Here is a 21,369-nt window from a genome sequence, read left to right as displayed (position 1 = left end):
ACGGGGGGCCACGCAGTTCCGTGGGATGTGGAACAAGGAGGCAGGTATGGACAGATACACAAGGCAAGGCCGGCTCCCACGGGACGCACGAGCATGCGCGCCATGGCGCGCGGAGGGTCGCTGACATGCCCGGCCCCCTCCTCCATGTCGGCGCCAGCGTGCTCTGCGCTCACGGCGGTAACGCCACGCCGACCGTGCCCAACCCGCGGGTGCTGGTCAGCGGCCAGCCAACGGTGCTGATGAGCGGCCCTTATGTCATTGCCGGCTGCCCGTTCACCGTCTCCGGCAGCCCGGTGCCCTGCGTCACCGGGCAGTGGGTGGTGGCCGCCACCCGGGTGCTCTCCAACGGCCAACCCGTGGTGCTGATGGACAGCCAGGCGGTCTGCGCACCCAACGGCACGCCGCTGCTGCCCGTGGCGGCGCAGATGCGCGTGATCGGGAGCTGAACATGACCCAGCGACTGCACTTCCCCTATTCCTTCGATGGCCACGGCCGAAGCCGCGAAGCGGACGAAGCCACCTGGATCCGCGGCCTGATCGAGCAGGTGCTGTTCACCGCACCGGGCGAACGGGTGATGCGCCCGGACTTCGGCAGCGGCCTGCGCGAGCTGGTGTTCGCGCCCAACAGCCCAGAACTGGCCGCCACCGTGCAGTTCCTCGTGCAGGGTGCGCTGCAGCAATGGCTGGCCGACCTGATTCTGGTCGAGTCGGTCGAGGTCAGCGCCGTCGAGTCGCGCCTGGCGGTGCAGGTGCAGTACCGCATCCGCCGCACCAACCAGCGGCGTGACGACAGCTTCGTCCAGGGAGCGGCGCCATGATCTACCACTGCTGCGAAGAGAACCGCCGGGCGCTGGTGGATGCCCACCCCAGCCTCAATGGCATCGACTACCTGGAAGTGCTCGACCTCGACGCACCGCCCGGCAGCCCGCGCCAGCGCACCCTGCTGGTTCGCCTGCTCAAGCCGGTACCGGCCGGGCTGAGTGTGGACAATCTGCATATCAGCGGTGGCGAGCGCGTGCGCCGGGTGGGCATCCAGTGGCTCGGCATCGCCAGCACGCCGCCGGCCCAGACCAGCGCCGCGGAGCAGGCCCTGCTGCTGGCCCTGACCGAGCCGGACCACGTGCTGGTGGTGCGTACCGACACCGACGGCGATCACTCCACCTATCGCCTGCAATTGCGCCAGGCGGGCTCCCTCGACCTGCCGCTGGCGAACTTCGACCCGCGCCTATCCGCGGTGGACTTCGCCTTCAAGGTCGAGTGCCCCAGCGACTTCGATTGCCGCCCGCAGCAGGACTGCGCAGAGCCGCCCGCGGCGCCGCCGGACATCAACTACCTGGCCCGCGACTACGCCAGCCTGCTCCGCCTGGTGATGGATCGCCTGGCCCGGCAGATGCCCGGCTGGCGCGACCGCAGCCCGGCCGACCTGGCCACCACCCTGGGCGAGCTGATCGCCTATGTCGGCGACCTGCAGCACTACCAACTCGACGCCGTCACCACCGAGGCCTACCTGCACACCGCGCGCAAGCGCAGCAGCCTGCGCCGCCATGCATTGCTGGTGGATTATCAGCTGCACGAAGGCTGCAACGCCCGCGCCTGGCTGCATCTGCAGGTTGGCGGCGGACCTTTCCCGATGCCAGCCGGGCTGCGCTTCTACACCCGCGTGCCGGGCGTACCGCCGCGTATCCTCGCCGACTCGCCGGAAGAACGGCAGGCGCTGCAGAGTGCGCCGCTGGTGTTCGAGCCGATGCACCAGGCCACCCTCAACGAGGCGCACAACCAGCTGTTCTTCCACACCTGGAGCGACGCCCGCTGCTGCCTGCCGAGCGGTGCCACTTCGGCCACCCTGCGCGGCCACCTGCCCGACCTGGCGGTGGGCGACGTGCTGGTGTTGCAGGAAGTCCTCGGCCCGCTCACCGGCGAAGCGGCCGACGCCGACCCCGCGCGGCGTCACGCGGTACGCCTGAGCGCAGTGCGTGCCTTCGACGGCAGCGATCCGCTGCTCGACCCGCTGGACGACAGCGAGATCACCGAGATCGTCTGGCACCCCGCCGACGCCCTGCCCTTTTCCCTGTGCATCTCCAGCGAGACCGACGAGGCCCACGGCAGCCTGCAGCTGGAGGATGTGAGCGTGGCCCTGGGCAACATCATCCTGGTCGACCATGGCCGCAGCATGGTCGGTGAAGCACTGGGCAGCGTGCCGGCGCCACTGCTGCAATACCCGGCCAGCGGCGGCGCCTGCCAGCGCCTAGCCCCGGAGCCGCTGCCGCCGCGCTATCGCCCGTTGCTGGCGGAGGGCCCGGTGACCCACCGCGGCCGCGTGTTACGCCGGGTTAGCGAGGGTGGCCTGGTGCGCCGCGAATGGGTGCTGTTCGACCCGCAAGCCTCGGCCAGCGCCGCCCTGCATTGGCGCGCCGCCGACGCGATCCCCGACCTGCGCCTGGAGAGCGGTCCGGGCGGCAGCCCGGAGCACTGGAACGTGCAACGCAATTTGCTGGACAGCAGGGCCGAGGACCGCCACTTCGTGCTTGAGGCCGAAAGCGACGGCAGCGCGCGCCTGCGTTTCGGCGACGACCGCCATGGTCGGCGACCGGACAGTGGCGTGGCCTTCCGTGCCTATTACCGGGTCGGCAACGGCCCGGCAGGCAATGTCGGCGCGGCCAGCATCGCCCATGTGGTGAGCGCCGAGGCGCGCATCGAGGCTGTGAGCAATCCGCTACCTGCCCATGGCGGGATCGCCGCGGAAAACCACGCCGAGCTGCGCCGCGCGGCGCCCCAGGCGTTCCGCACCCAGGAACGGGCCGTCACCCCGGCCGACTATGCGCAGGTCACTGAGCGCCTGGACGGCGTGCAGCGCGCCGCCGCCGGGCTGCGCTGGACCGGCAGCTGGCACACGGTGTTCGTCACCGTCGACCGCGACGGTGGCGACTCGGTCGATACGGCATTTGCCGAAAACGTGGTCGAGCACCTGGACCGCTACCGCATGGCCGGCCACGACCTGCGCGTCAACGAACCGCTGCACGTGTCGCTGGAGATCGACCTGCTGGTGTGCGTCAAGGCCGGCTACTTCCGCAGCGATGTGCGCCACGGCCTGCTCGACGTGCTCGGCAGCCGCCAGCGCGGCGACGGTACGCGCGGCCTGTTCCATCCGGACAACTTCAGCTTCGGCCAGACCTTCTTCCTCAGCCCGTTGTACGCCGCGGCCCGCACCGTGCCAGGCGTGGCCTCGGTACAGGTGACGCGCTTCCAGCGCCAGGGCCAGGTCGATCCCAAGCCGCTGGCCGATGGCTTCATGGCGCTCGGTCGCCTGGAGATCGTGCGCCTCGACAACGACCCCAACTTCCCCGAGCACGGCGTGCTGCGGCTCAATCTGCATGGAGGCAAGTGATGGCCAGCAAACCCGAGTGTGACTGCTGCGCCGGCGTCGATGCCGATACCCCGCGGCGCATCGACAACCCGCCCGGGTTGCCAGTGATCGACTACCGCATCGGTCGTCATGGCGACTTCATGGACAGCCTGCAGGCGCGCCTGTCCAGCGCCGAACATCCGGCCCTGGCGGCCTTCACCAGTCGCGAGGCCAGCGACTTCACCCTGGCGCTGTCCGATGCCCTGGCCTGCTCGCTGGATGTGCTCGGCTTCTACACCGAGCGCTACGCCCAGGAACACTACCTGCGCACCGCCACCGAACAGCTGTCGGTGCGGCAGATGGCCCGCCTGATCGGCTACCGCCCTGCACCGGGCGTGGCCGCTTCCACCCACCTGGCCTTCACCCTGCTCAGCGCGCCGGGCATGCCCAGCGAGCCGATCGTGATTCCGCGCGGTACCAAGGTGCAGAGCGTGCCGGGACAGGACGAGCAGGCGCAGACCTTCGAGACCATCGCCCCGGCGCCGGCTCGCGCCGCCTGGAACGCCATACCGGCCCAGGCCAGCCGTGCCTGGCGACCACGCAAGGGCGACACCGAGCTGTGGCTGGCCGGGGTCAGCCATCAGTTGCAGGTCGGCGACGCCATTCTCATCGTCGGCGACGAACGCCTGAGCGATCCCGGCAGCGAACGCTGGGACGTGCGCGTGTTGGCCGCGGTCGAAGCGGACAGCAACAACGGGCGCACCCGGCTGTCCTGGAACCATCCGCTGGGCAGCGGTTTCCCGTCCATGAGCCCGAGCGGTGCCGGCGCCCGGGTGTTCGCGCTGCGACAGCGCACGGCGTTGTTCGGCCACAACGCGCCGGACCCGAACCTGTTCGGCTCGGACAATCCGCAGATCATCAACCAGATCGACACGACCACTAGCACCACCAACTGGAGCTGGGCCAACTTCCAGCTTGACCCGGCAGCCGTCGACCTGGACACCGATAACGCCAAGATCGTGGCCGGCAGCTGGTTCGCTCTGGTCTCCAACAATCCCGACTACGGCAGCGCCGATCTGCCCGGCTATGTCGAGCTGTACCGCGCCGTGCGGGTGATCCATCGCACCCGCAGCGCCTTCGCCCTGTCCGGCAAGATCACCCGCATCACTCCGGACACCGACGAGAACCTCAGCGCCAGCACCTTCCCTCTCCGCCAGACCCTGGTGCTGGCCCATAGCGAGGCGCTGGAGGTGATCGCCACGCCGCTGTTCCACCCGGCGCACGGCGATGTCCTCGAACTCGACCTGCGGGTCGACGGCCTGCAGCCTGGCCAGGCGCTGGCCCTATCCGGCCGGCGCCAGCGCATCGCCCTGCTGGCCAGCGGCCTGGCCTTGCAGCTGGACCAGGGCGGCAGCGTGGCACTGGAACAGGGCGACGAGCTGTTCATGCTCGGCGCCGCCGACCGTATGTTCGGCAGCACCCCGGTGGCGCTCGGCGCCGAGGAGTTCGCCGGGCTGCTCGGCAGCGCCTCGGTCAACCTGCGCCTGCAGTTGCTAGACCGCGACGGACGCAGTGGCCGCCTGCAGGCCAAGGCCAGCCAAATCCGTCTGGCCAGCGGCCAAAAAGACGATCCGGTGGTGCGCCAGATCGCCATCATCGCCGACGGCGAGGACGCGCTCAGCCACGACCGCGACCGTACTAGCCTCAAGTTGCAGTCGGCACTGCAGCATGTGTACGAGCGTGCGACCCTGTGCATCAACGCCAACGTCGCGCCGGCCAGCCATGGCGAGACGGTGGAGGCCATCCTCGGCGACGGCAATGCGGCCCAGGCCAACCAGCGCTTCCTGCTCAACCAGGCGCCGCTGACCTACCTCAGCGCCAGCACGCCGAGCGGACGCGCCTCGAGCCTGGAGGTGCGAATCAACGACGTGCTGTGGAGCGAAGTCCCGGCCCTGTACCACGTGGCGGCCAATGCGCGCAGCTACGAGACCAGCCAGGACGAAGCCGGCTACACCACCCTGCAGTTCGGCGATGGCAACGAGGGCGCGCGCCTGCCCAGCGGCCACAGCAATGTGCGGGTGCGCTACCGCAAGGGCCTCGGTGGCGGCGGCAACCTGGCCGCCGGCAAGCTCACCACCCTGCTGTCGCGCCCGCTGGGCGTCAGCGAAGTGGTCAACCCGGTGCCCGCCAGTGGCGGCGAGGACAGTGAGTCGCTGACCCAGGCCCGCGCCAACGCGCCGCTGACGGTGCTGACCCTGGATCGTGCTGTGTCCATCGCCGACTACGCCAACTTCGCCCGCGCCTTCGCCGGCATCGACAAGGCCCATGCCCTGTGGATTCCCAGCGGCCCGGCACGTGGCGTATTTCTCAGCCTGGCTGGCGCACAAGGCGCGACGGTGATCGAGGGCGACGCCGTATATGCCTCGCTGCGCGCCGCGCTGCTGGCCTACGGCGACCCCCTGGTGCCGCTGCGCATGGTGGGCTACGCCGATGCACGCTTCCGCTGCCGCCTGGCAGTCAAGGTGCTCGCGGAATACGACGGCGAACTGGTGCTGGGCCAGGTGGAGGCAGTCCTGCGTGAACACTTCGGCTTCGCCCAGCGCGATTTCGGCCAGAACGTCTCGGTCGATGAGCTGGCCGCGGTGGCCCACCGTGTGGCCGGCGTGCAGGCGGTGCAGGTCAGCCGCCTGTACCGCCAGGGCCAGGCGGCGGGGCTGGTGCCACGTCTGTATGCCGCATTGCCGATGGCCTCGCTCAGCGGCCTGCCGCTTGCGGCCGAGCTGCTGACCCTGGCCGATGAGCCGCTGGAGCTGGAGGTGCTGCCATGAGCCTGGACGCACAAGCGCTGTTCGCCCTACTGCCGGCCATCCACCGCATCCGCGATGCGGAACTGGCGGAGGCCGAAGGCTTCGAACGCGGCCCGCTGGAAGAGCTGGTGGCACTGCTGGCGGAGCAGCTGGGCGTTGCCGAGGAAGGCCTGGAGCAGCTCTACGACGACCTGTTCATCGAGACCTGTGCCGACTGGGTGGTGCCCTATATCGGCGACCTGATCGGCTACCAGGGCCTGCACCAGGTGGTGCCCAAGGTCGCCAGTCCGCGTGCCGAGGTGGCCCACACCATTGCCCTGCGTCGGCGCAAGGGCACCGCCACCGTGCTGGAGCAACTGGCCCGCGACGTCACCGGTTGGGACGCCCGCGCCGTGGAGTACTTCCAGCGCCTGTGCGCTACCCAATACATGAACCATCCGCGCCCGCAGGCGCTGCAGGCTCCCGACCTACGCCAGGAGCTGGCGCTGGAATGGCTGGGCACGGCCTTCGAGACGGCCAACCGCAGCGTCGACGTGCGCCGCATCGAGTCCGGCCGCGGTCGGCACAGCATTCCCAACGTCGGCCTGCACCTGTGGCGCATCCAGGCCTATTCGCGCACCCAGGCGCCCTGCCTGCGTGCCGCTCCGCGGCGCTACCGGGCCAGCCCGCTGGGCCACGACCTGGCGCTGTACAACAAGCCGCGGGTGGAAGACGACATCGGCCACCTGGCCGAACCGGACAACGTGCCCTGGCCGCTGTCGCGCCGGCGCCTCGAAACCCACCTGGCGCGACACTATGGCGTGCGTGCGGCCGCCGGCGCGCCGCTGGACAACCCGGCGCCGAGCCTGGAACTGTGGGTCGACGGGGTGCTGATCGAACGCGAGCAGATCTGCATATGCCACCTCGGCGACGATGGCGCCGGCTGGGCCCACACACCGCCGGCCGACGGCACCTATTCCATCGACCCGGTACTGGGGCACATCGCCCTGCCCGGCGATGCACCGGACCCGACCGAGGTGCAGCTGACCTGGCACGAGGGCTTTTCGGCGGATATCGGTGGTGGCGAATACGAGCGTGGGACCGACCTGCCCTCCCCGCCAGCCGGCCGCCTGGTGGTACGGGTGCCGGACGACCAATCCAGCATCGCCGCGGCGCTGACCGAGATCGCCGGCGATGGCGTGGTGGAGATCACCGACAACGGCCGCTATGAGGAAGCCCTGAGCATCCAGGTGATCGCCGATGGCGCAGTAGAGATCCGGGCGCGCAACGGTCGACGTCCGGTCCTGGTGCTCAGCCAGCTGGACATCAGCGGCGCGGCGGACAGCGCCTGCCTGCTCAACGGCCTGCTGATCGCAGGCGCACCGCTACGGGTAGCGTCCGGGGCCGGCAATGCCCTGGCCCGCCTGGAAATGAGCCATTGCACCCTGGTGCCCGGTATCGAGCTGGACGCCAGCGGCCAGCCATTGCAGCCCACCACGCCCAGTCTGCAGCTGGAGATCGCCAGTCTGTACACGCGCATTTCCCGCAGCCTGGTCGGCGCCATTCGCGCCCATGAGCATGCCACGCTGCAGGCCAGCGACAGCCTGATCGACGCCACCGCCCGCGACGGCGTGGCCTTCGCAGCTGTCGATGGCGAGTCGCCAGGCGCGGCCCTGTCGCTGGATGCCTGCACGCTGATCGGCAAGCTGCACACCAGCGAGGTGGGGCTGATCTCCAACAGCATCCTGTTCGCCGCCCTGGCCCCCGCCGACAGCTGGGCGGTGCCGGTACGCGCCGAGCGCAAGCAGGTTGGCTGCGTGCGTTTCAGCTGGCTGCCGTTCAACTCGATCCTGCCCCGCCGCCATCGCTGCCAGCCCGACTCCAGCGGCGCCGCCCGGCACATCGCTCCACGTTTCACCTCACTGCGCTATGGCACCCCGGCCTACGGCCAGCTCGCCACCTCCACCGCTGCGGAAATCCTTCAGGGCGCGGACGACGAGAGCGAGATGGGCGTGTTCCACCAGCTGTATGGCGCGCAACGGGTCACCAATCTGCGCATCCGCCTCGCGGAATACCTGCGAGTCGAGCTGCGCGCCGGCATCTTCCACGAATCCTGAGGGAGCATCATGAGCTTCGATCTGAGTCGAATCCGCTTCGACGTCCGCCGCGACTTCCTCGGCGTGGTCATGCAACAGGGCCGGGTCCAGCTGGACGCCGACTGGAACGAATGGGTGGCACAGCTGACCCGGCGCATCCAGGCCGGCGCACTGGACACCTACGGCGGCAACGTGGTGCCACGCATCACCCCGGACGGCTTCCGCATCGAGGCCGGCGGCGGCAGCTTCACCATCGGTGTCGGGCGCATCTACGTGGATGGCCTGCTGGCGGAAAACCACGGCGCCGCGCCCAACGTCTGGGAGCCGCGCCTGGCCGAGCTGACCGGCAGCACGGCGCTGAACTACGCCAACCAGCCCTACTACCCCAACCCGCCGGCGCTGCCCCAGGGCGGGCCGCACCTGGTCTACGTCGATGTGTGGCAGCGCGACGTCACCGCGGTGGAGGCTCCGGACCTGATCGAGAAGGCGGTGGGCGTGGACAGCACCGGGCGCCTGCAGACGGTGTGGCAGGTCAAGGTGCTGGCCAATGTCGGCGACAGCACCTGCGCCACCGAGGATGAAGATGTGCCGGGCTGGCAGGCGCTGATCGCGCCCTCGGCGGCGCGTCTGTCGACCGGCACCGGCGTGCCGAACTTCGAGCCGGATCCCTGCCAGGTGCCACCGGCCGCCGGCTATCGCGGGCTGGAGAACCAGCTGTACCGGGTCGAGGTGCACCGTGGCGGCACGCTCGGCACGGCCACCTTCAAGTGGTCACGGGACAACGCCACGGTGGCTTCGCGGGTCAGCCATATCAACCCGGCGCGCGACCGCATCACAGTCGAGAGCATCGGCCGCGACGACGTGCTGCGCTTCCACGATGGCGACTGGGTGGAGGTGACCGATGACTGGCGCGAGCTGCACGGCCAGCCCGGCGAGCTGCGCCGCATCCGCGTGGCCGGCGGCGTGGACGAAAGTGCGCGGACCCTGCAGTTCGACCAGGCACTGCCCGCCGGCATGTTCCCGACCGATGCCCAGCAGGCCACCCAGGCCGCGCGCAACACCCGCGTGCGGCGCTGGGATCAGGCAGGCCTGGTGCGCCGCGAGAACGGCAACCAGGTGCTGGACCTCAACGCCCCGGGCGCCGCCGGTGATATCCCGATTCCTGCCGCCGGTACCCGCCTGTTCCTCGAGCACGGCATTCTGGTGGACTTCAGCCTGGCTCCCGCTGGCGGCCAGTTCCGCAGCGGCGACTACTGGGTGTTCGCCGCACGCACCGTGGACGCCAGCATCGAGCAATTGAACCAGGCGCCGCCGCTGGGCATCCACCACCACTACGCGCGCCTGGCGATGGTCACCTTCCCCGGCGACGAGACCGACTGCCGCGTGCTCTGGCCGCCGATCGCCGAGGGCGAAGGCTGCGACTGCACCGTCTGCGTCAGCGCCGAGGACCACAACAGCGGCGTCGCCACCATCCAGCAGGCGATCGATGCGATCAAGGATGTCGGCGGCACCATCTGCCTGGGCATCGGCACCTACAACCTGCGCGAGGCGCTGACCGTGGACGGCGCCAACTCGTTGCGCATCCGCGGTCAGGGCTGGGGCAGCCTGCTGGTCGCCAGCGGGCCCGGCAGCGTTCTCGACATCTCCGCCAGCAACGGCGTGGCCCTGGAGAACCTCAGCCTGATCGCCTCGGCCACCAGCGCCAATACCACGGCGGCACTACGCGCACGCAATACGGTCGACCTGCGCGCCGAGCACATCAACGTGCTCTGCCTGGCCACCGGCGAAGGTGCCAGCGCCGCCATCGGCCTGGGCGGCAACATGCTCGGCGTGAGCATCGACGACTGCGCTCTGGTGGCCGAGCGCGGCCTGCTACGCCTCGGCGAGCACCTGCTCAGCGCCGAACTGCGGGTGACCCGCAATCTGTTCTTCTGCAGCCAGCGCGCACTGAGTCTGGACGGCATCAGCCTGCATTACGGCAATACGCGCATCGACGGCAACCTTATGATCACCGGCAGGCAGGCGGCACTGGTGGCGACCGGCGCGGTATTGCCGGGCTCGCCATTCACCATCGCCGACAACGTCATCTACACTCAGGGCGACGGCATTCGCGCCGGGGTGGACGGCCTGCGCATCCGCGACAACGAGATCAGCGGCGCGTCTGAACGCGGCGGCGAAGGCATAGTGCTCGAAGAAGGTCTCGACCCGCAGGGTCCCAGCGATGTGCGCATCGAGGGCAACCGCCTGCGCCAGCTGCAGGGCAATGCCATCGCCATCCATCAGCACCTGGACGGCGCCAGCATCACCGGCAACTTGATCGAGGACATCGGCCTGGGCGCGCTGGTGATGGGCGAGGCAGGCGGCGCCACGAGCCTGGTAGTGAGCGGCAACCGCTGCCGCAACCTGGGCCTGGCGGCGAATGTCGAAGGCACTGCCTACGCGGCGTTCCAACTGATCCGCATCCAGCGTGCCGATTTCTGCGACAACCTGGTCGCCGAAGTGGCGCGAGACGCGGTGCTCTCGCCGGCCATCGCCGGCCTGCGCGCCGCCGCCATCGGCCAGCTGCGGGTGTGCGACAACCGCTTCCTCGGCATCGGGCCGGACCGCAGCAGTGGCGAAGTGAGCGCCATCCAGATCCTGCCGCCCTTCGATCGCAGCGTGGTCGAAGGCAACCATGTGGACCGGGTCGGCGACGACGAGCAGCAGAAGCCGGTCAACGCCATCTGGAGGGCAATCCTGATCGCCCCGGTCGCGATCGGCGCCAGCGGTCACTTCAGCGCCGCCTACCTGGTCGCCGCCACGCAAAACAACATCTACCTGCTCACCGCCAACAGTGCCTATGCAGTGGCCAACCGTCGTGCCGACCTGGCGATCCAGAACAACCAGTTGCGCGCCCACCTGACCACCGTGTCGCTGAACCTGTGCGCGGCGCTGGACCACTGTCTGTTCGCCGGCAACCGTTGCGAAACCATCGGCGGGGCCAACACCAGCGGCGCGCAATCAGGCGATCTGCAGGCGCGCACCCTCAATGCCAGCAACAACCGCCTGCTCGGCCAGGGCGACCAGGACACCCTGCATCTGCATCCGGATGTCCAGGTCAAACAGGCCATCGTCATCGGCAACACCAGCACCGGCAATATCCGCGTCATCAACGGCGCACCGATTCCCAACGACATGGGGCTGACCAACCTCATCGGCTTCTAGGAGAGCACGACATGGCCGTCACCACCTTTCGCGGCGAAAAGAACCTCGGCGAGCTGGCCGACAAGCTGTTCCTGCGCCTCACCCCGCGCCAGCGCGAGAAGGTCGAAGGCGCACTGCTGCAGGCCAACCCGCAACTGGAAGAGCTCTCCAGCCTGCGCGCCGGCACCCTGCTCAAGGTGCCAGACCTGCCGGAGCTGCGCGCCAAGGCCAACCGCGCCGGCGGCAACCCGGACGACCAGCTGGCCGAACACCTGAGCAATGAGCTGACGGCGTTCGCTCGCCTGCTCGGGCCGCGCTTCGCCGCGGCGCAGGAAGCAGTGGCGCAGACCGCCGCGGTACTGGCAGAGCCGGAGCTGAACCGGGTGATCGCCAAGGAAAAACCGCTGCGCGACTTGGCGAAGAACATCGGCACGCTCAACGAGGCACGCAAGCAGGAGATGGATGAACGCCAGCAGGCGCTGATCGCCGCCGTGAAACTGATGCAGGGGGATCTGCAGAAGCGCTGAGTCGACATTGCCTGGCGTTCAGGAATGCATTGCGTTTGCCAGGAATTATCATTTTGGCTAAAGTCGCCGGCTTCGCGCACAGCTCGGCAAGCCAAGGATTGTCCATGTTCCGACTCGATGCGGTCAGTTTCAGCCTGCCGGAACGCACCCTCCTGCATCCGCTGTCGCTCGACATCCCGCAAGGCCAGATGGTCGGCCTGATCGGCCACAACGGCTCCGGCAAGTCCACCCTGCTGAAGATGCTGGCCCGCCAGCAACCGGCCAGCGCCGGGCGCGTGCTGCTGGACGACAAGCCATTGGCCGACTGGAAGGACCGCGACTTCGCCCAACAGGTCGCCTACCTGCCGCAGCAACTGCCACCCGCCGACAGCCTGACCGCCCGCGAGCTGGTCGGTTTCGGCCGCTATCCCTGGCACGGCCTGCTCGGTCGCTTCGGCAGCGAGGACCACGCCAAGGTGCGCGAGGCCATGGAGCTGACCGACACTTCACGCTTCGCCGAGCGCATGGTCGACAGCCTCTCCGGTGGCGAGCGCCAGCGCGTGTGGCTGGCCATGCTGCTGGCACAGAACAGCCGCTACCTGCTGCTGGACGAGCCGACCTCGGCCCTCGACATCGCCCACCAGGTCGACGTGCTCGGCGTGGTGCACCGGCTCAGCCAGCAGCTCGGGCTGAGCGTGATAGTGGTTTTGCACGATATCAACATGGCCAGCCGCTACTGCGACCGCCTGATCGCCCTGCACAGCGGACGCCTGCTGCTGGACGGCAGCCCGGCCGAGCTGATGACCGACAGCAACCTGGAGGCCATCTACGGCCTGCCCATGCAGGTGCTCAGCCACCCGTGCGGCCAGCAACCCATCGCCGTGGTGGTGTGATGCGCTGGCTGCTCTGCATGCTCGCCCTGCTGGCGGCAATCGCCCAGGCCGACACCCGCCAGCCGCGCATTGCGGTGATCGACTGGGGCCTGACCGAAACCCTGCTCGGCCTGGGCGTAACGCCCATCGCCGTGGCGCAGACCGAAGGCTACCGGCGCTGGGTGCAGGCCCCCGAACTGCCTGAGCAGGTGGTCGACCTCGGCCTGCGCATCGAGCCCAATCTGGAGCTGCTCAGCCAGCTCAAGCCGGACATGATCCTGATCACCCCGCAGTTCGCCGCCAGCCGCGCGCAGCTGGAGCGAGTGGCACCGGTGCACACGCTGGCCATCTATACCCCCGAAGCCGAGGCCTATGTCGGTGCCCAGCGGGTGACCCGCGAGCTGGCCGAGCTGCTTGACCGGCAGAGCGAAGGCGAAGCGATGATCGCGCGCATCGACAGCACCATGGTCCGAGTCAAGGAGCGCCTGGCTTCGCAGGCATTACCGCCCTTCTATGTGATGACCTTCCTCGACCAGCGCCATGTGCGCCTGTTCGGCAAGCAGAGCATCTACCAGGGCGTGCTGGACCGGGTCGGCCTGCGCAACGCCTGGCAGGGCCCGACCAACTACTGGGGCTTCAGCCAGCAGGGCATCGACCGCCTGGCGGAGACTCCCGAGGCCGCCCTGCTCTACCTGAAGCCCATGCCGCCCGGCGTACAGGAAGGCCTGGCTGCCAGCGCCCTGTGGAACCAGCTGCCGGCCGTGCGTGCGGGGCGCCTGTATGACCTGCCGCCGGTATGGAGCTTCAACGGCCTGATGGCCGCCGAACGCTTCGCCAATCTGCTGGAAGCGCGTCTGGCGCCGGAGAGCGTGCAATGAGTGATCTGTTGGCTCAGGGGCCGCTGCCCGTGCGTACCCGCCGCGGCTTCTCCAGCCACCCGGCCTGGCTATGTGGCGTGCTGCTGATCCTGACGCTTGGCCTGGCCTTCGCCGACCTCGGCCAGCGCCTGCCGAGCGGGCAATGGCTGCAGGCCATGTTCGCCCCGCAAGACGGCGACATGGCGCATCTGATCCTGCACTTCAGCTGGTTGCCGCGCCTGTGCATGGCCCTGCTGTGCGGCGCCGTGCTGGCCCTGGCCGGCACGCTGATGCAGCAGGTCCTGCGCAATCCGCTGGCCTCGCCGACCACCCTCGGTGTGGCCAGTGGCGCCCAGCTCGGCCTGCTGGTGGCCACCCTGTGGGCGCCCTGGCTGCTGGATTTCGGCCGCGAATGGGTGGCCCTGGCCGGCGGTGGCCTGGCCTCGCTGCTGGTGTTCGCCCTGGCCTGGCGGCGTGGCCTGGCGCCGCTGACGCTGATCCTCGCCGGCCTGGTGGTGACGCTGTATCTCAGTGCGCTCAACGTGACCCTGATGCTGGTCCAGCAGCAGGACCTCAATGCGGTATTCATCTGGGGCTCCGGCTCGCTCAGCCAGAACAGCTGGAGCGGCGTGCAGTTCCTCCTGCCGCGCCTGGCGGTCGGCATGCTGCTCCTGCTGCCGCTGTTGCGCCCGCTGGCCCTGCTGGAGCTGGACGACAGCGGCGTGAAGAGTCTGGGCGTGCCCCTGCGCTTCCTGCGCTTCGTCACCCTGACCCTGTCCGTGTACCTGGCCGCCTGCGTGGTCAGCACGGTGGGCGTGATCGGCTTTATCGGCCTGGCCGCGCCGGCCTTGGTGCGCCTGCTCGGTGCCCGTACCTTCGCCCAGCGCCTGCGCTGGGCTCCGCTGCTCGGCGGTCTGTTGCTGAGCGTCACCGATCTGGGCATCCAGCGCCTGGCCGGCAACCTGGCCGAGCTGGTGCCCACCGGCGCCGCCACCGCGCTGCTCGGCGCGCCGTTGCTGCTCTGGCTGCTGCCACGCCTGCGCTTGGCCGGTGCTCAACCGCACAGCGGTGACGGTCATCACTTCAGCCGTCATCCCTTCCCGGCCAGACGCCTGCTGCCGCTGAGCGTGGTACTGGTCTGCGCACTGCTGATCGCCCTTGGCCTGGGTCGCGGCCTGGATGGTTGGCAGTGGACCCTGAGCGACGCCACCCTGCTCGACTGGCGCTGGCCGCGGGTGATGGCCGCCGCTGCCGCCGGCTGCATGCTGGCCCTGGCCGGCTGCATGATACAGCGCCTGACCGGCAACCCGATGTCCAGTCCCGAGGTGCTTGGCATCAGCGCCGGCGCCGCCCTGGGCCTGATCGCCCTGCTGTTCCTGCTGCCTTACTCAGGTCCTTTGGCCCAAATGGTGCTGGGTGGCCTGGGCGCAGGGCTGACCCTTCTGCTGCTGCTCGGCCTGTCGCGGCGCTCCGGTTTCGCGCCCGAGCGGGTGCTGCTGATCGGCATCAGCATCACCGCGCTGTTCGACGCCCTGCAGGTGATCCTGCTGGCCGGCGGCGATCCGCGCGGACAGAACCTGCTGGGCTGGATGTCCGGCTCGACCTACTTCGTCGGCCCGCAGATGGCGGTCTGGGTGCTGGTCTGCAGCCTGGTGCTGCTGATCGCGGCGCTGCCTTTCGGGCGCTGGCTGGAGCTGCTGCCGCTGGGCGATGGCACGCCGCGTGCTCTGGGTGTGCCGCTGGGACGCAGCCGCTTCGTGCTGTTGCTGCTGGCCTCACTGTTGACGGCCGGCGCCACCCTGATCGTCGGGCCGCTGAGCTTTATCGGCCTGCTGGCGCCACACCTGGCCCGCCTGCTCGGCTTGGCTCGCGCCGTGCCGCAGATGCTCGGTGCGGCATTGCTCGGTGCGCTGGTGATGGTGGCGGCGGATTGGCTGGGGCGCACGGTGCTGTTCCCGGCGCAGCTGCCGGCGGGGCTGCTGGCGTCGCTGCTGGGTGGGGCCTACTTCATGCTGTGTCTGTATCGGCGCTGAGGGGCTTGCTGGTGGGCTGTTCGCTGCGCTCCTGAGCCCACCCTACGCGGAGCAGCGCCGCCGCTTACCCGTAGGGTGTACTCGCCGAAGGCAGTACACCAAAGGCATTCACTATCTCCCAGAAGGTACTCGCAGCAGGCAGCAGAGCAGACCAAAGCTGTCTACCTGCGAGGCGAGCAACCCAACGCAGCCCTCAATCCAGTACTGCAGTCCCTTCCGCCGGCGGCTCTTCCAGCAACGGGCAGTTGTCGCACATCTCCATGCCCAGCTCGTTGCGAATGCAGCACAGCTTGCGCTGGCGCCAGGGCGCGCAGCCCTCGCCCTGGGGCACGTAGATCACCGGCTCGCACAGCGGATTGCGGCTGCCATCCGGGCGCAGCTTGCTTTCCAGCACTTCGAAACCCTGGGCCAGCATCGGTTTGGGGAACGGCAGGCCGCCGAGGGTCGACATGAACCATTCGAAGTAGTTGCCAGCGTTACTCCACAGCACTCGCGCGGCGATCTTGCGATGCGCGCGCAGGGCGTCGATGAAGGGCAGCAGGTTGTCGTCGAGCAATCCCGCGAAGCGTTCGAAGCCATTGGCCGGCGCCGTGCTCCAGCGCTCGCCGGCATGCGGCAGCTTGAAGGCCTCCGGCAGGCCGTCGGCGCCGACCACCACCTGGATCTCGTCGAAATCCAGCGGCAGGCGCCAGTTGAGGATCAGCCCTGCCGCCAGCACCGGCGGAATCAGGCGCAGGAAGTAGTACTTGGACCATAGCGACATCAGCGCCCGTCGATCGCCCTCGGCATGCTCGGGGCCGAAGCGCAGCATCTGTTCTTCCAGACGCTCGGGGCTGACGAACTCACGCCCGGACAGTGCCGGGCGTGGGTCATCCGCAAGGGTGAGAACATCGCGGTAGTGGGCAAAGGGCCCTTGGAACAGCGGGGCAATGGCCGGGATCATCGGCCCCCCGCCTGGGTCAAGCACATGCGCTGGCGACTCCTGCTGATTGGCGCTGTTGAAGGCTGTCCATCAGCGCATCGACCACTTCCTGTGAACGTATGGCCAGCACCGACAGCAGCGTGTCGCTCAGACCATGGCTGGCCTCGCAACAACCCTGCAGGTAGATACCGGCAGTCATCTGCGGCTGGCAGCACAGACGATAGTCGCGTTCGACGCCTTCGCCCAGATGCTCGGCCAATCCGCCCAGCAGGCGCTTGTAGCCGTCACGACGATAGCCGGTGGCCAAGACTACGGCATCGTACAGGCGATCTTCCACGCCTTCCGGCCCGCTCAGGGTCAGGCGAATGCCCGCGTCGCCGGCCTGCACGGCCTCGATATTGCGCTGCGGCAGCAGGTTGTGCGGCGCGTGGCCGGTGACCTTCTGCAGGTACAGGCGGTGATAGATGCTCTCGATCAGGTCCAGGTTGACCACCGAGTAGTTGGTCTGGGCGTTGGCCTGGATGAACGCCTCGCGCTCCTCCGGCGATTGGCCGTAGACCACGTCGGTGTAGGACGGATCGAAGATCTCGTTGATGAACGGGCTGTCGTCCGCCGGGCGCAGGGCCTGGCTGCGCATCACCAGCGAGACCTCGGCGCTCGGGTAGCGGCCGCACAGATCGCTGAAGATCTCCGCCGCACTCTGCCCGGAGCCGACCACCGCCAGGCGCTTGGGTTCGCCGCAGGCCTGAATGCGCTCCAGATAGCTGGACGAATGCATCACCCGCGCGTCGCCCTTGAGCGGACGAAACGCCTCGGGCACCACAGGTTCGCCGCCGATGCTGACCACCAGGTTGCGGGTGATGCGCGCACGGGTGCGGCCGTCGGCCAGGCGCGAGATCACCTTGACCCGGGTCACGTCGCCGCCATCGAGCACCGGTTCGACACCGATGACCTCTTCGCCGTAGTGCACGCGATCACTGAACTGGGCGGCGGCCCAGCCCAGGTAGTCGTTGTACTCCAGGCGCGACGGCGTGAAGGTGCTGATATTGATGAAGGCTTCCAGCCGGCGCTTCTCGTGCAGGTAGCTGACGAAGGTGTAGCGGCTGGACGGATTGCGCAGGGTGGCCAGATCCTTGAGGAAGGAAATCTGCATGCGGCTGTCTTCCAGCAGCATGCCGCCGTGCCACTCGAAGGCCGGTTTCTTTTCCAGGAAGCAGTAGCGCAGTCCGTGCTCGCGCACCCGACGGTCTTCATCCAGGGCCACCGCAATGGCCAGGTTGGCGGGCCCGAAGCCCAGCCCGATCACATCGTATTCCAGTGTTTCTATGCTCATGTCAGGCCCCGATCCTCTGCGGATGGTTCGTGTGAAGGCCAAGTCAGCCTCTGGAGGCGCTCGCCTCGCCCAACCTCATCAGTTCACGGCCACGCTCGGGCGCGGCTCTTTTGTTCTATGGGCCCACGGTCAGCCGTGGACCTACTGCTATGCCAGGCGGCAGCGTTCGAAGAACACCTCACGCGACTGCACCATGAGTGCCGCGCGCTTGTGCGGGAAATCGAATTCCTTCGCCTTGTGGTAACCCTGTGCCTGCATGTGGCCAATCATCTTGGCGTTGTCGGCACGGGGCTCGGCGACCACCCGCTGGGTACGCGGATCGTCGAGGAACAGGTAGTGGGTCAGCGCGCTCAGCCAGCTGGCCACCTTGTGCGGGCCGCGATGGCTCTCTTCGCCGACCAGCATGTGGATGCCGCGGTCGTAGTCCGCCACGTCGTAGAACGGCGCGATGCGGTCTTCCTTGGCCCAGTAGGCTTCGTAGTAGGCGAACGGCTCATCGTCGAAGCAGCCGATGAGGGTCAGCACGCGCGGGTCCGCGGCCAGCTCCTCCAGGTAGCGACGATGCTTGGTCAGGTCGCCCTCCTCCTGCCAGAACGCAGCCACGCGGGCGCTGTTCTGCCAGCGGTTGAAGCGCTCGAGGTCGCTGTCGATGTCCAGGGTGCGCAGGGAAATCCAGGCGCCCAGATTGGCATCGAAACGTCGATACACCTCGCCCTGCGGCTTGGGCGCACGGCGCGGATGGCGGCGGCCGGTGGCATGCATGACCATCTGCTGCGGATAGCCGGCGCTGCCGGTATTGCGCAGGAACGGCCCCGGCAATTGCCAGAACAGCGAGCGCTCGATGCGCAGGCTATCGCCTTCGCTCACCAGCAGGCCGCTGTTCCGCAGCTGCGGGTCGATGCTCTCCAGTTGCAGACGCAGCACCTGCAGCGCCGGATCACTGGCAAAGCACCAATAGGCCAGCAGCCACAGAGCCTCGGCCTGTTGCTCGACGGCCAGCTCCAGCGGAACCAGCAGCTCGCCCTGGCGACGGGCGCGTAGCAGCGCGCGCTCGTCCAGGTGCAGGGCCAGGCTGGTGCCGTCGTCGCGGGCGACCAGCCGCTGCCCGGAAGGCAGCAGCAGTTGTTGCAGTGGCTTAGAAGTCATAACTCACACTGGCGATGACGTTGCGACGGTTGCCGTACCAGCAGAAGGAATCGCAGGTAGCCACGTATTCTTTATCGGTGAGGTTGTTGGCGTTCACCTGGAACGTCACCTCCTGCAGCTTGTAGCTGACCATGGCGTCGTACACGGTGTAGGAAGGCACTTCCAGGGTCTCGGTGTTGTCGCCGTAGCTTTCACCGGTATAGCGAGCACCTGCGCCGATGGCGAAACCATTTAGCAAACCGTCGCTGAAGCGATAGGTCGCCCAGAGCGAAGCCAAACGATCGGCGACCTGCGATGGGGTTTTACCTTTTTCAGCCTGGGAGCGATTTGTTGTCTTGGTCGTCTCTGCATCCAGCAGAGTGACAGAACCTACCAAACTCAGGTTATCGATCACTTCGGCAGCAGCTTCCAGCTCAATGCCTCGACTGCGAACCTCTCCCAACTGGGTGCGGATATTGCCGGTTTCGGTTTTACGCACGTTTTGCTGGGTCAGCTCGAACAGCGCCAGGTTGAAGGAGCCATCGAACCCTTCCGGCTGGTACTTCAGGCCGATTTCCTTCTGGTCGCCGCTCTCCGGCTTATAGGGATCGCCAGTGGTAGGGTTGATTTCGGTAACTGGCAGGAAGAATTCGGAGTAGCTGACGTAAGGAGTCAGGCCGTTATCTGCAACGTAAGCAGAGCCTGCGGTCCAAGTGAACTCCTCGTCGCGAATGTTCTTGTGTACATCGGTGGTACGGTTGTCGATATCGGAACGGGCATTGTCGTAACGACCGCCGAGCAGGAAGACCCAGTGATCGTCGACCTTGAGCTGCTCCTGTACATAGAGACCAAGCTGATCGGCACGGGTGCGCTTATCTTGTAGGTCGGCCGAGGTGACGGGATTCAGTCCTGTTGCACCCAGCCGTACCAGATTTACGCCGCCGTAGCTGGGGTTGTAGACATTGAGCGGCTCACGAATCAGTGGGTCAGAGCCAAAGGACTCTTCGTCTATGTTCAGTAGTTGATAGTCCACGCCCACCAGGAAGGTGCTTTCCAGGGCATCACCGCTCCAGTAGTTGACCAGGCGGTTATCCAGCGACAGGTTGTCGGCTTGGCCATCGGTATAGGTCAAGCCGCGAATGATCTTCTGCCGGCTAGGATCATTCAGGTCGGGATAGAGGCCGCTGACCACACCAAATGCGAAATTAAATGCAGGACCACTTGTGGCTCCACCGACTTGACTGGATGCCGCGCTACGAAGTAGATCAATCGAGTGTCCCGCGTAGTACATCTGCCGCAGATCGACATCCAGATGACCGTAGCGGAAGTTCTGCTGGAAGTCCCAGGCGTCGCTCAATCGGTGATTCAGCTCGTAACCCAGGGTGTACTGAGTACGGTCGAATTTCTCGTAGTCCGGATTGCCGACAGCCGTATCGGTATCGATATAGCCATTGCCACCGTTGTACAGCGTGCCCTCTGCCGGCAGGAATTGCAGTTGCGGGTCGGAGTTGTCCTTCTGGAAGCTGGCCAGCAGAGTCAACGAAGTGTCGTCGTTGAAGTTGAAGGTCATCGACGGCGCGAGCAGCAGGCGCTCGGCATCTACATCATCGACCTGAGTCCCAGTATCGCGAGACAGCCCGACTACGCGGAACAGCACATCACCCTGCTCATCCAGCTTGCCGCCTACATCGAACTGCAGCTGTTTGCGATCGAAGCTGCCGTACTGCACACCCACTTCGTTCTTGGCCTCGGCATTGGGTCGCTTGCTCTGCAGGTTAATGATGCCGCCCGGGGTGGATTGGCCGTAGAGCACAGACGAGGCGCCTTTCAGCACTTCGACCCGCTCGAGCATATAGGGGTCGACCTGCCAGCTGTAGAAACCACTGGAGTAAACACGCACGCCGTCTTGGAACAGGCCGTTGTTGGCCTGTTTGAAGCCGCGCAGGATGAACCAATCCTGCTTGTTGTCTTCACCGAAGTAGCCCGCTTGAATGCCAGCCGAATAACGCAGCGCATCGCTGATGGTTTGAACGTTGCGATCCTTCATCTCCTGCTGAGTAACGACAGATACCGAGCGTGGAGTTTCATTGAGGGGAGTGTTGGTCTTGGTAGCACTGCGGCTGTTCTTGGCCACATAGCCCTGGTCTTCACCGACCGGGCTGTCCAGCTCGCCGCTGATATTGGTGGCTTCCAGCTGTACGGCTTCTTCGGCATGCAGACCCATGCTGAATGCGCCCAGCGCGCAGGCCATGGCCAAGGGTAGGCGTGCCTTGGCAAAGGGTACTTTGGCCTGGTACTTCGCTTGCTGTTCCAT

Annotated in this window: 14 protein-coding genes; 10 read left to right on the top strand and 4 right to left on the bottom strand. The window is 67.3% G+C overall.

Annotated features, from left to right (window positions below; translation table 11 throughout):
- The first annotated feature begins 125 nt into the window (after positions 1 to 125).
- The 10 genes from FFS62_RS12285 to fhuB all read left to right on the top strand — a co-directional run bounded on the left by FFS62_RS12285 (position 126) and on the right by fhuB (position 15,675).
- The gene (locus FFS62_RS12285; protein WP_137973097.1) at positions 126 to 446 is read left to right on the top strand and encodes a hypothetical protein; all 321 of its coding nucleotides are present in this window, start codon (positions 126 to 128) and stop codon (positions 444 to 446) included.
- Positions 447 to 448: 2 nt separating this feature from the next.
- Positions 449 to 817 carry a GPW/gp25 family protein gene (locus FFS62_RS12280; protein ID WP_137973096.1) on the top strand — a complete coding sequence of 123 codons (369 nt, stop codon included), beginning with the start codon at positions 449 to 451 and terminating at the stop codon, positions 815 to 817.
- Positions 814 to 3,384 (top strand): putative baseplate assembly protein, encoded by a 2,571-nt coding sequence (locus FFS62_RS12275; RefSeq protein WP_137973095.1) that lies wholly within the window; start codon positions 814 to 816, stop codon positions 3,382 to 3,384. Before FFS62_RS12280 ends, FFS62_RS12275 begins: the two co-directional genes overlap by 4 nt.
- The gene (locus FFS62_RS12270) at positions 3,384 to 6,170 is read left to right on the top strand and encodes a putative baseplate assembly protein (RefSeq protein ID WP_137973094.1); all 2,787 of its coding nucleotides are present in this window, start codon (positions 3,384 to 3,386) and stop codon (positions 6,168 to 6,170) included. The genes FFS62_RS12275 and FFS62_RS12270 overlap by 1 nt, the downstream gene beginning before the upstream one ends.
- The gene (locus tag FFS62_RS12265) at positions 6,167 to 8,245 is read left to right on the top strand and encodes a hypothetical protein (protein WP_137973093.1); all 2,079 of its coding nucleotides are present in this window, start codon (positions 6,167 to 6,169) and stop codon (positions 8,243 to 8,245) included. The genes FFS62_RS12270 and FFS62_RS12265 overlap by 4 nt, the downstream gene beginning before the upstream one ends.
- Positions 8,246 to 8,254: 9 nt before the next feature.
- Positions 8,255 to 11,428, top strand: a complete 3,174-nt coding sequence (locus FFS62_RS12260; RefSeq protein ID WP_137973092.1) for a DUF6519 domain-containing protein — start codon at positions 8,255 to 8,257, stop codon at positions 11,426 to 11,428.
- 11 nt (positions 11,429 to 11,439) lie between these two features.
- The gene (locus tag FFS62_RS12255) at positions 11,440 to 11,934 is read left to right on the top strand and encodes a hypothetical protein (RefSeq protein WP_137973091.1); all 495 of its coding nucleotides are present in this window, start codon (positions 11,440 to 11,442) and stop codon (positions 11,932 to 11,934) included.
- 104 nt (positions 11,935 to 12,038) lie between these two features.
- Positions 12,039 to 12,806, top strand: a complete 768-nt coding sequence (locus FFS62_RS12250) for an ATP-binding cassette domain-containing protein (protein ID WP_137973090.1) — start codon at positions 12,039 to 12,041, stop codon at positions 12,804 to 12,806.
- Positions 12,806 to 13,663 (top strand): ABC transporter substrate-binding protein, encoded by an 858-nt coding sequence (locus FFS62_RS12245; RefSeq protein WP_137973089.1) that lies wholly within the window; start codon positions 12,806 to 12,808, stop codon positions 13,661 to 13,663. The genes FFS62_RS12250 and FFS62_RS12245 overlap by 1 nt, the downstream gene beginning before the upstream one ends.
- Entirely contained in the window at positions 13,660 to 15,675 is a 2,016-nt protein-coding gene (fhuB, locus tag FFS62_RS12240; protein ID WP_137973088.1) for a Fe(3+)-hydroxamate ABC transporter permease FhuB, read from the top strand. The genes FFS62_RS12245 and fhuB overlap by 4 nt, the downstream gene beginning before the upstream one ends.
- A gap of 193 nt (positions 15,676 to 15,868) precedes the next feature.
- On the opposite strand, the gene fhuF is transcribed toward fhuB, so the two are convergent.
- From fhuF to FFS62_RS12220, 4 genes are all read right to left on the bottom strand, one after another.
- Positions 15,869 to 16,618: a siderophore-iron reductase FhuF gene (gene fhuF, locus FFS62_RS12235; RefSeq protein WP_137973087.1), complete on the bottom strand. Its 750-nt coding sequence runs from the start codon at positions 16,616 to 16,618 to the stop codon at positions 15,869 to 15,871.
- A 16-nt stretch (positions 16,619 to 16,634) separates the two neighbouring features.
- Positions 16,635 to 17,930, bottom strand: a complete 1,296-nt coding sequence (locus FFS62_RS12230) for a lysine N(6)-hydroxylase/L-ornithine N(5)-oxygenase family protein (RefSeq protein WP_137973086.1) — start codon at positions 17,928 to 17,930, stop codon at positions 16,635 to 16,637.
- 147 nt (positions 17,931 to 18,077) lie between these two features.
- Entirely contained in the window at positions 18,078 to 19,076 is a 999-nt protein-coding gene (locus FFS62_RS12225; RefSeq protein ID WP_137973085.1) for a GNAT family N-acetyltransferase, read from the bottom strand.
- A complete protein-coding gene (locus FFS62_RS12220; RefSeq protein ID WP_137973084.1) occupies positions 19,066 to 21,369 on the bottom strand; it encodes a TonB-dependent siderophore receptor in 2,304 nt (767 codons plus the stop codon). Before FFS62_RS12220 ends, FFS62_RS12225 begins: the two co-directional genes overlap by 11 nt.

This window comes from Pseudomonas sp. F(2018) (genome assembly GCF_005508865.1).
Taxonomy (GTDB): domain Bacteria; phylum Pseudomonadota; class Gammaproteobacteria; order Pseudomonadales; family Pseudomonadaceae; genus Aquipseudomonas.
Note: the sequence above shows the minus strand (reverse complement) of the source record. Positions and strands in the feature narration are given on the sequence as shown.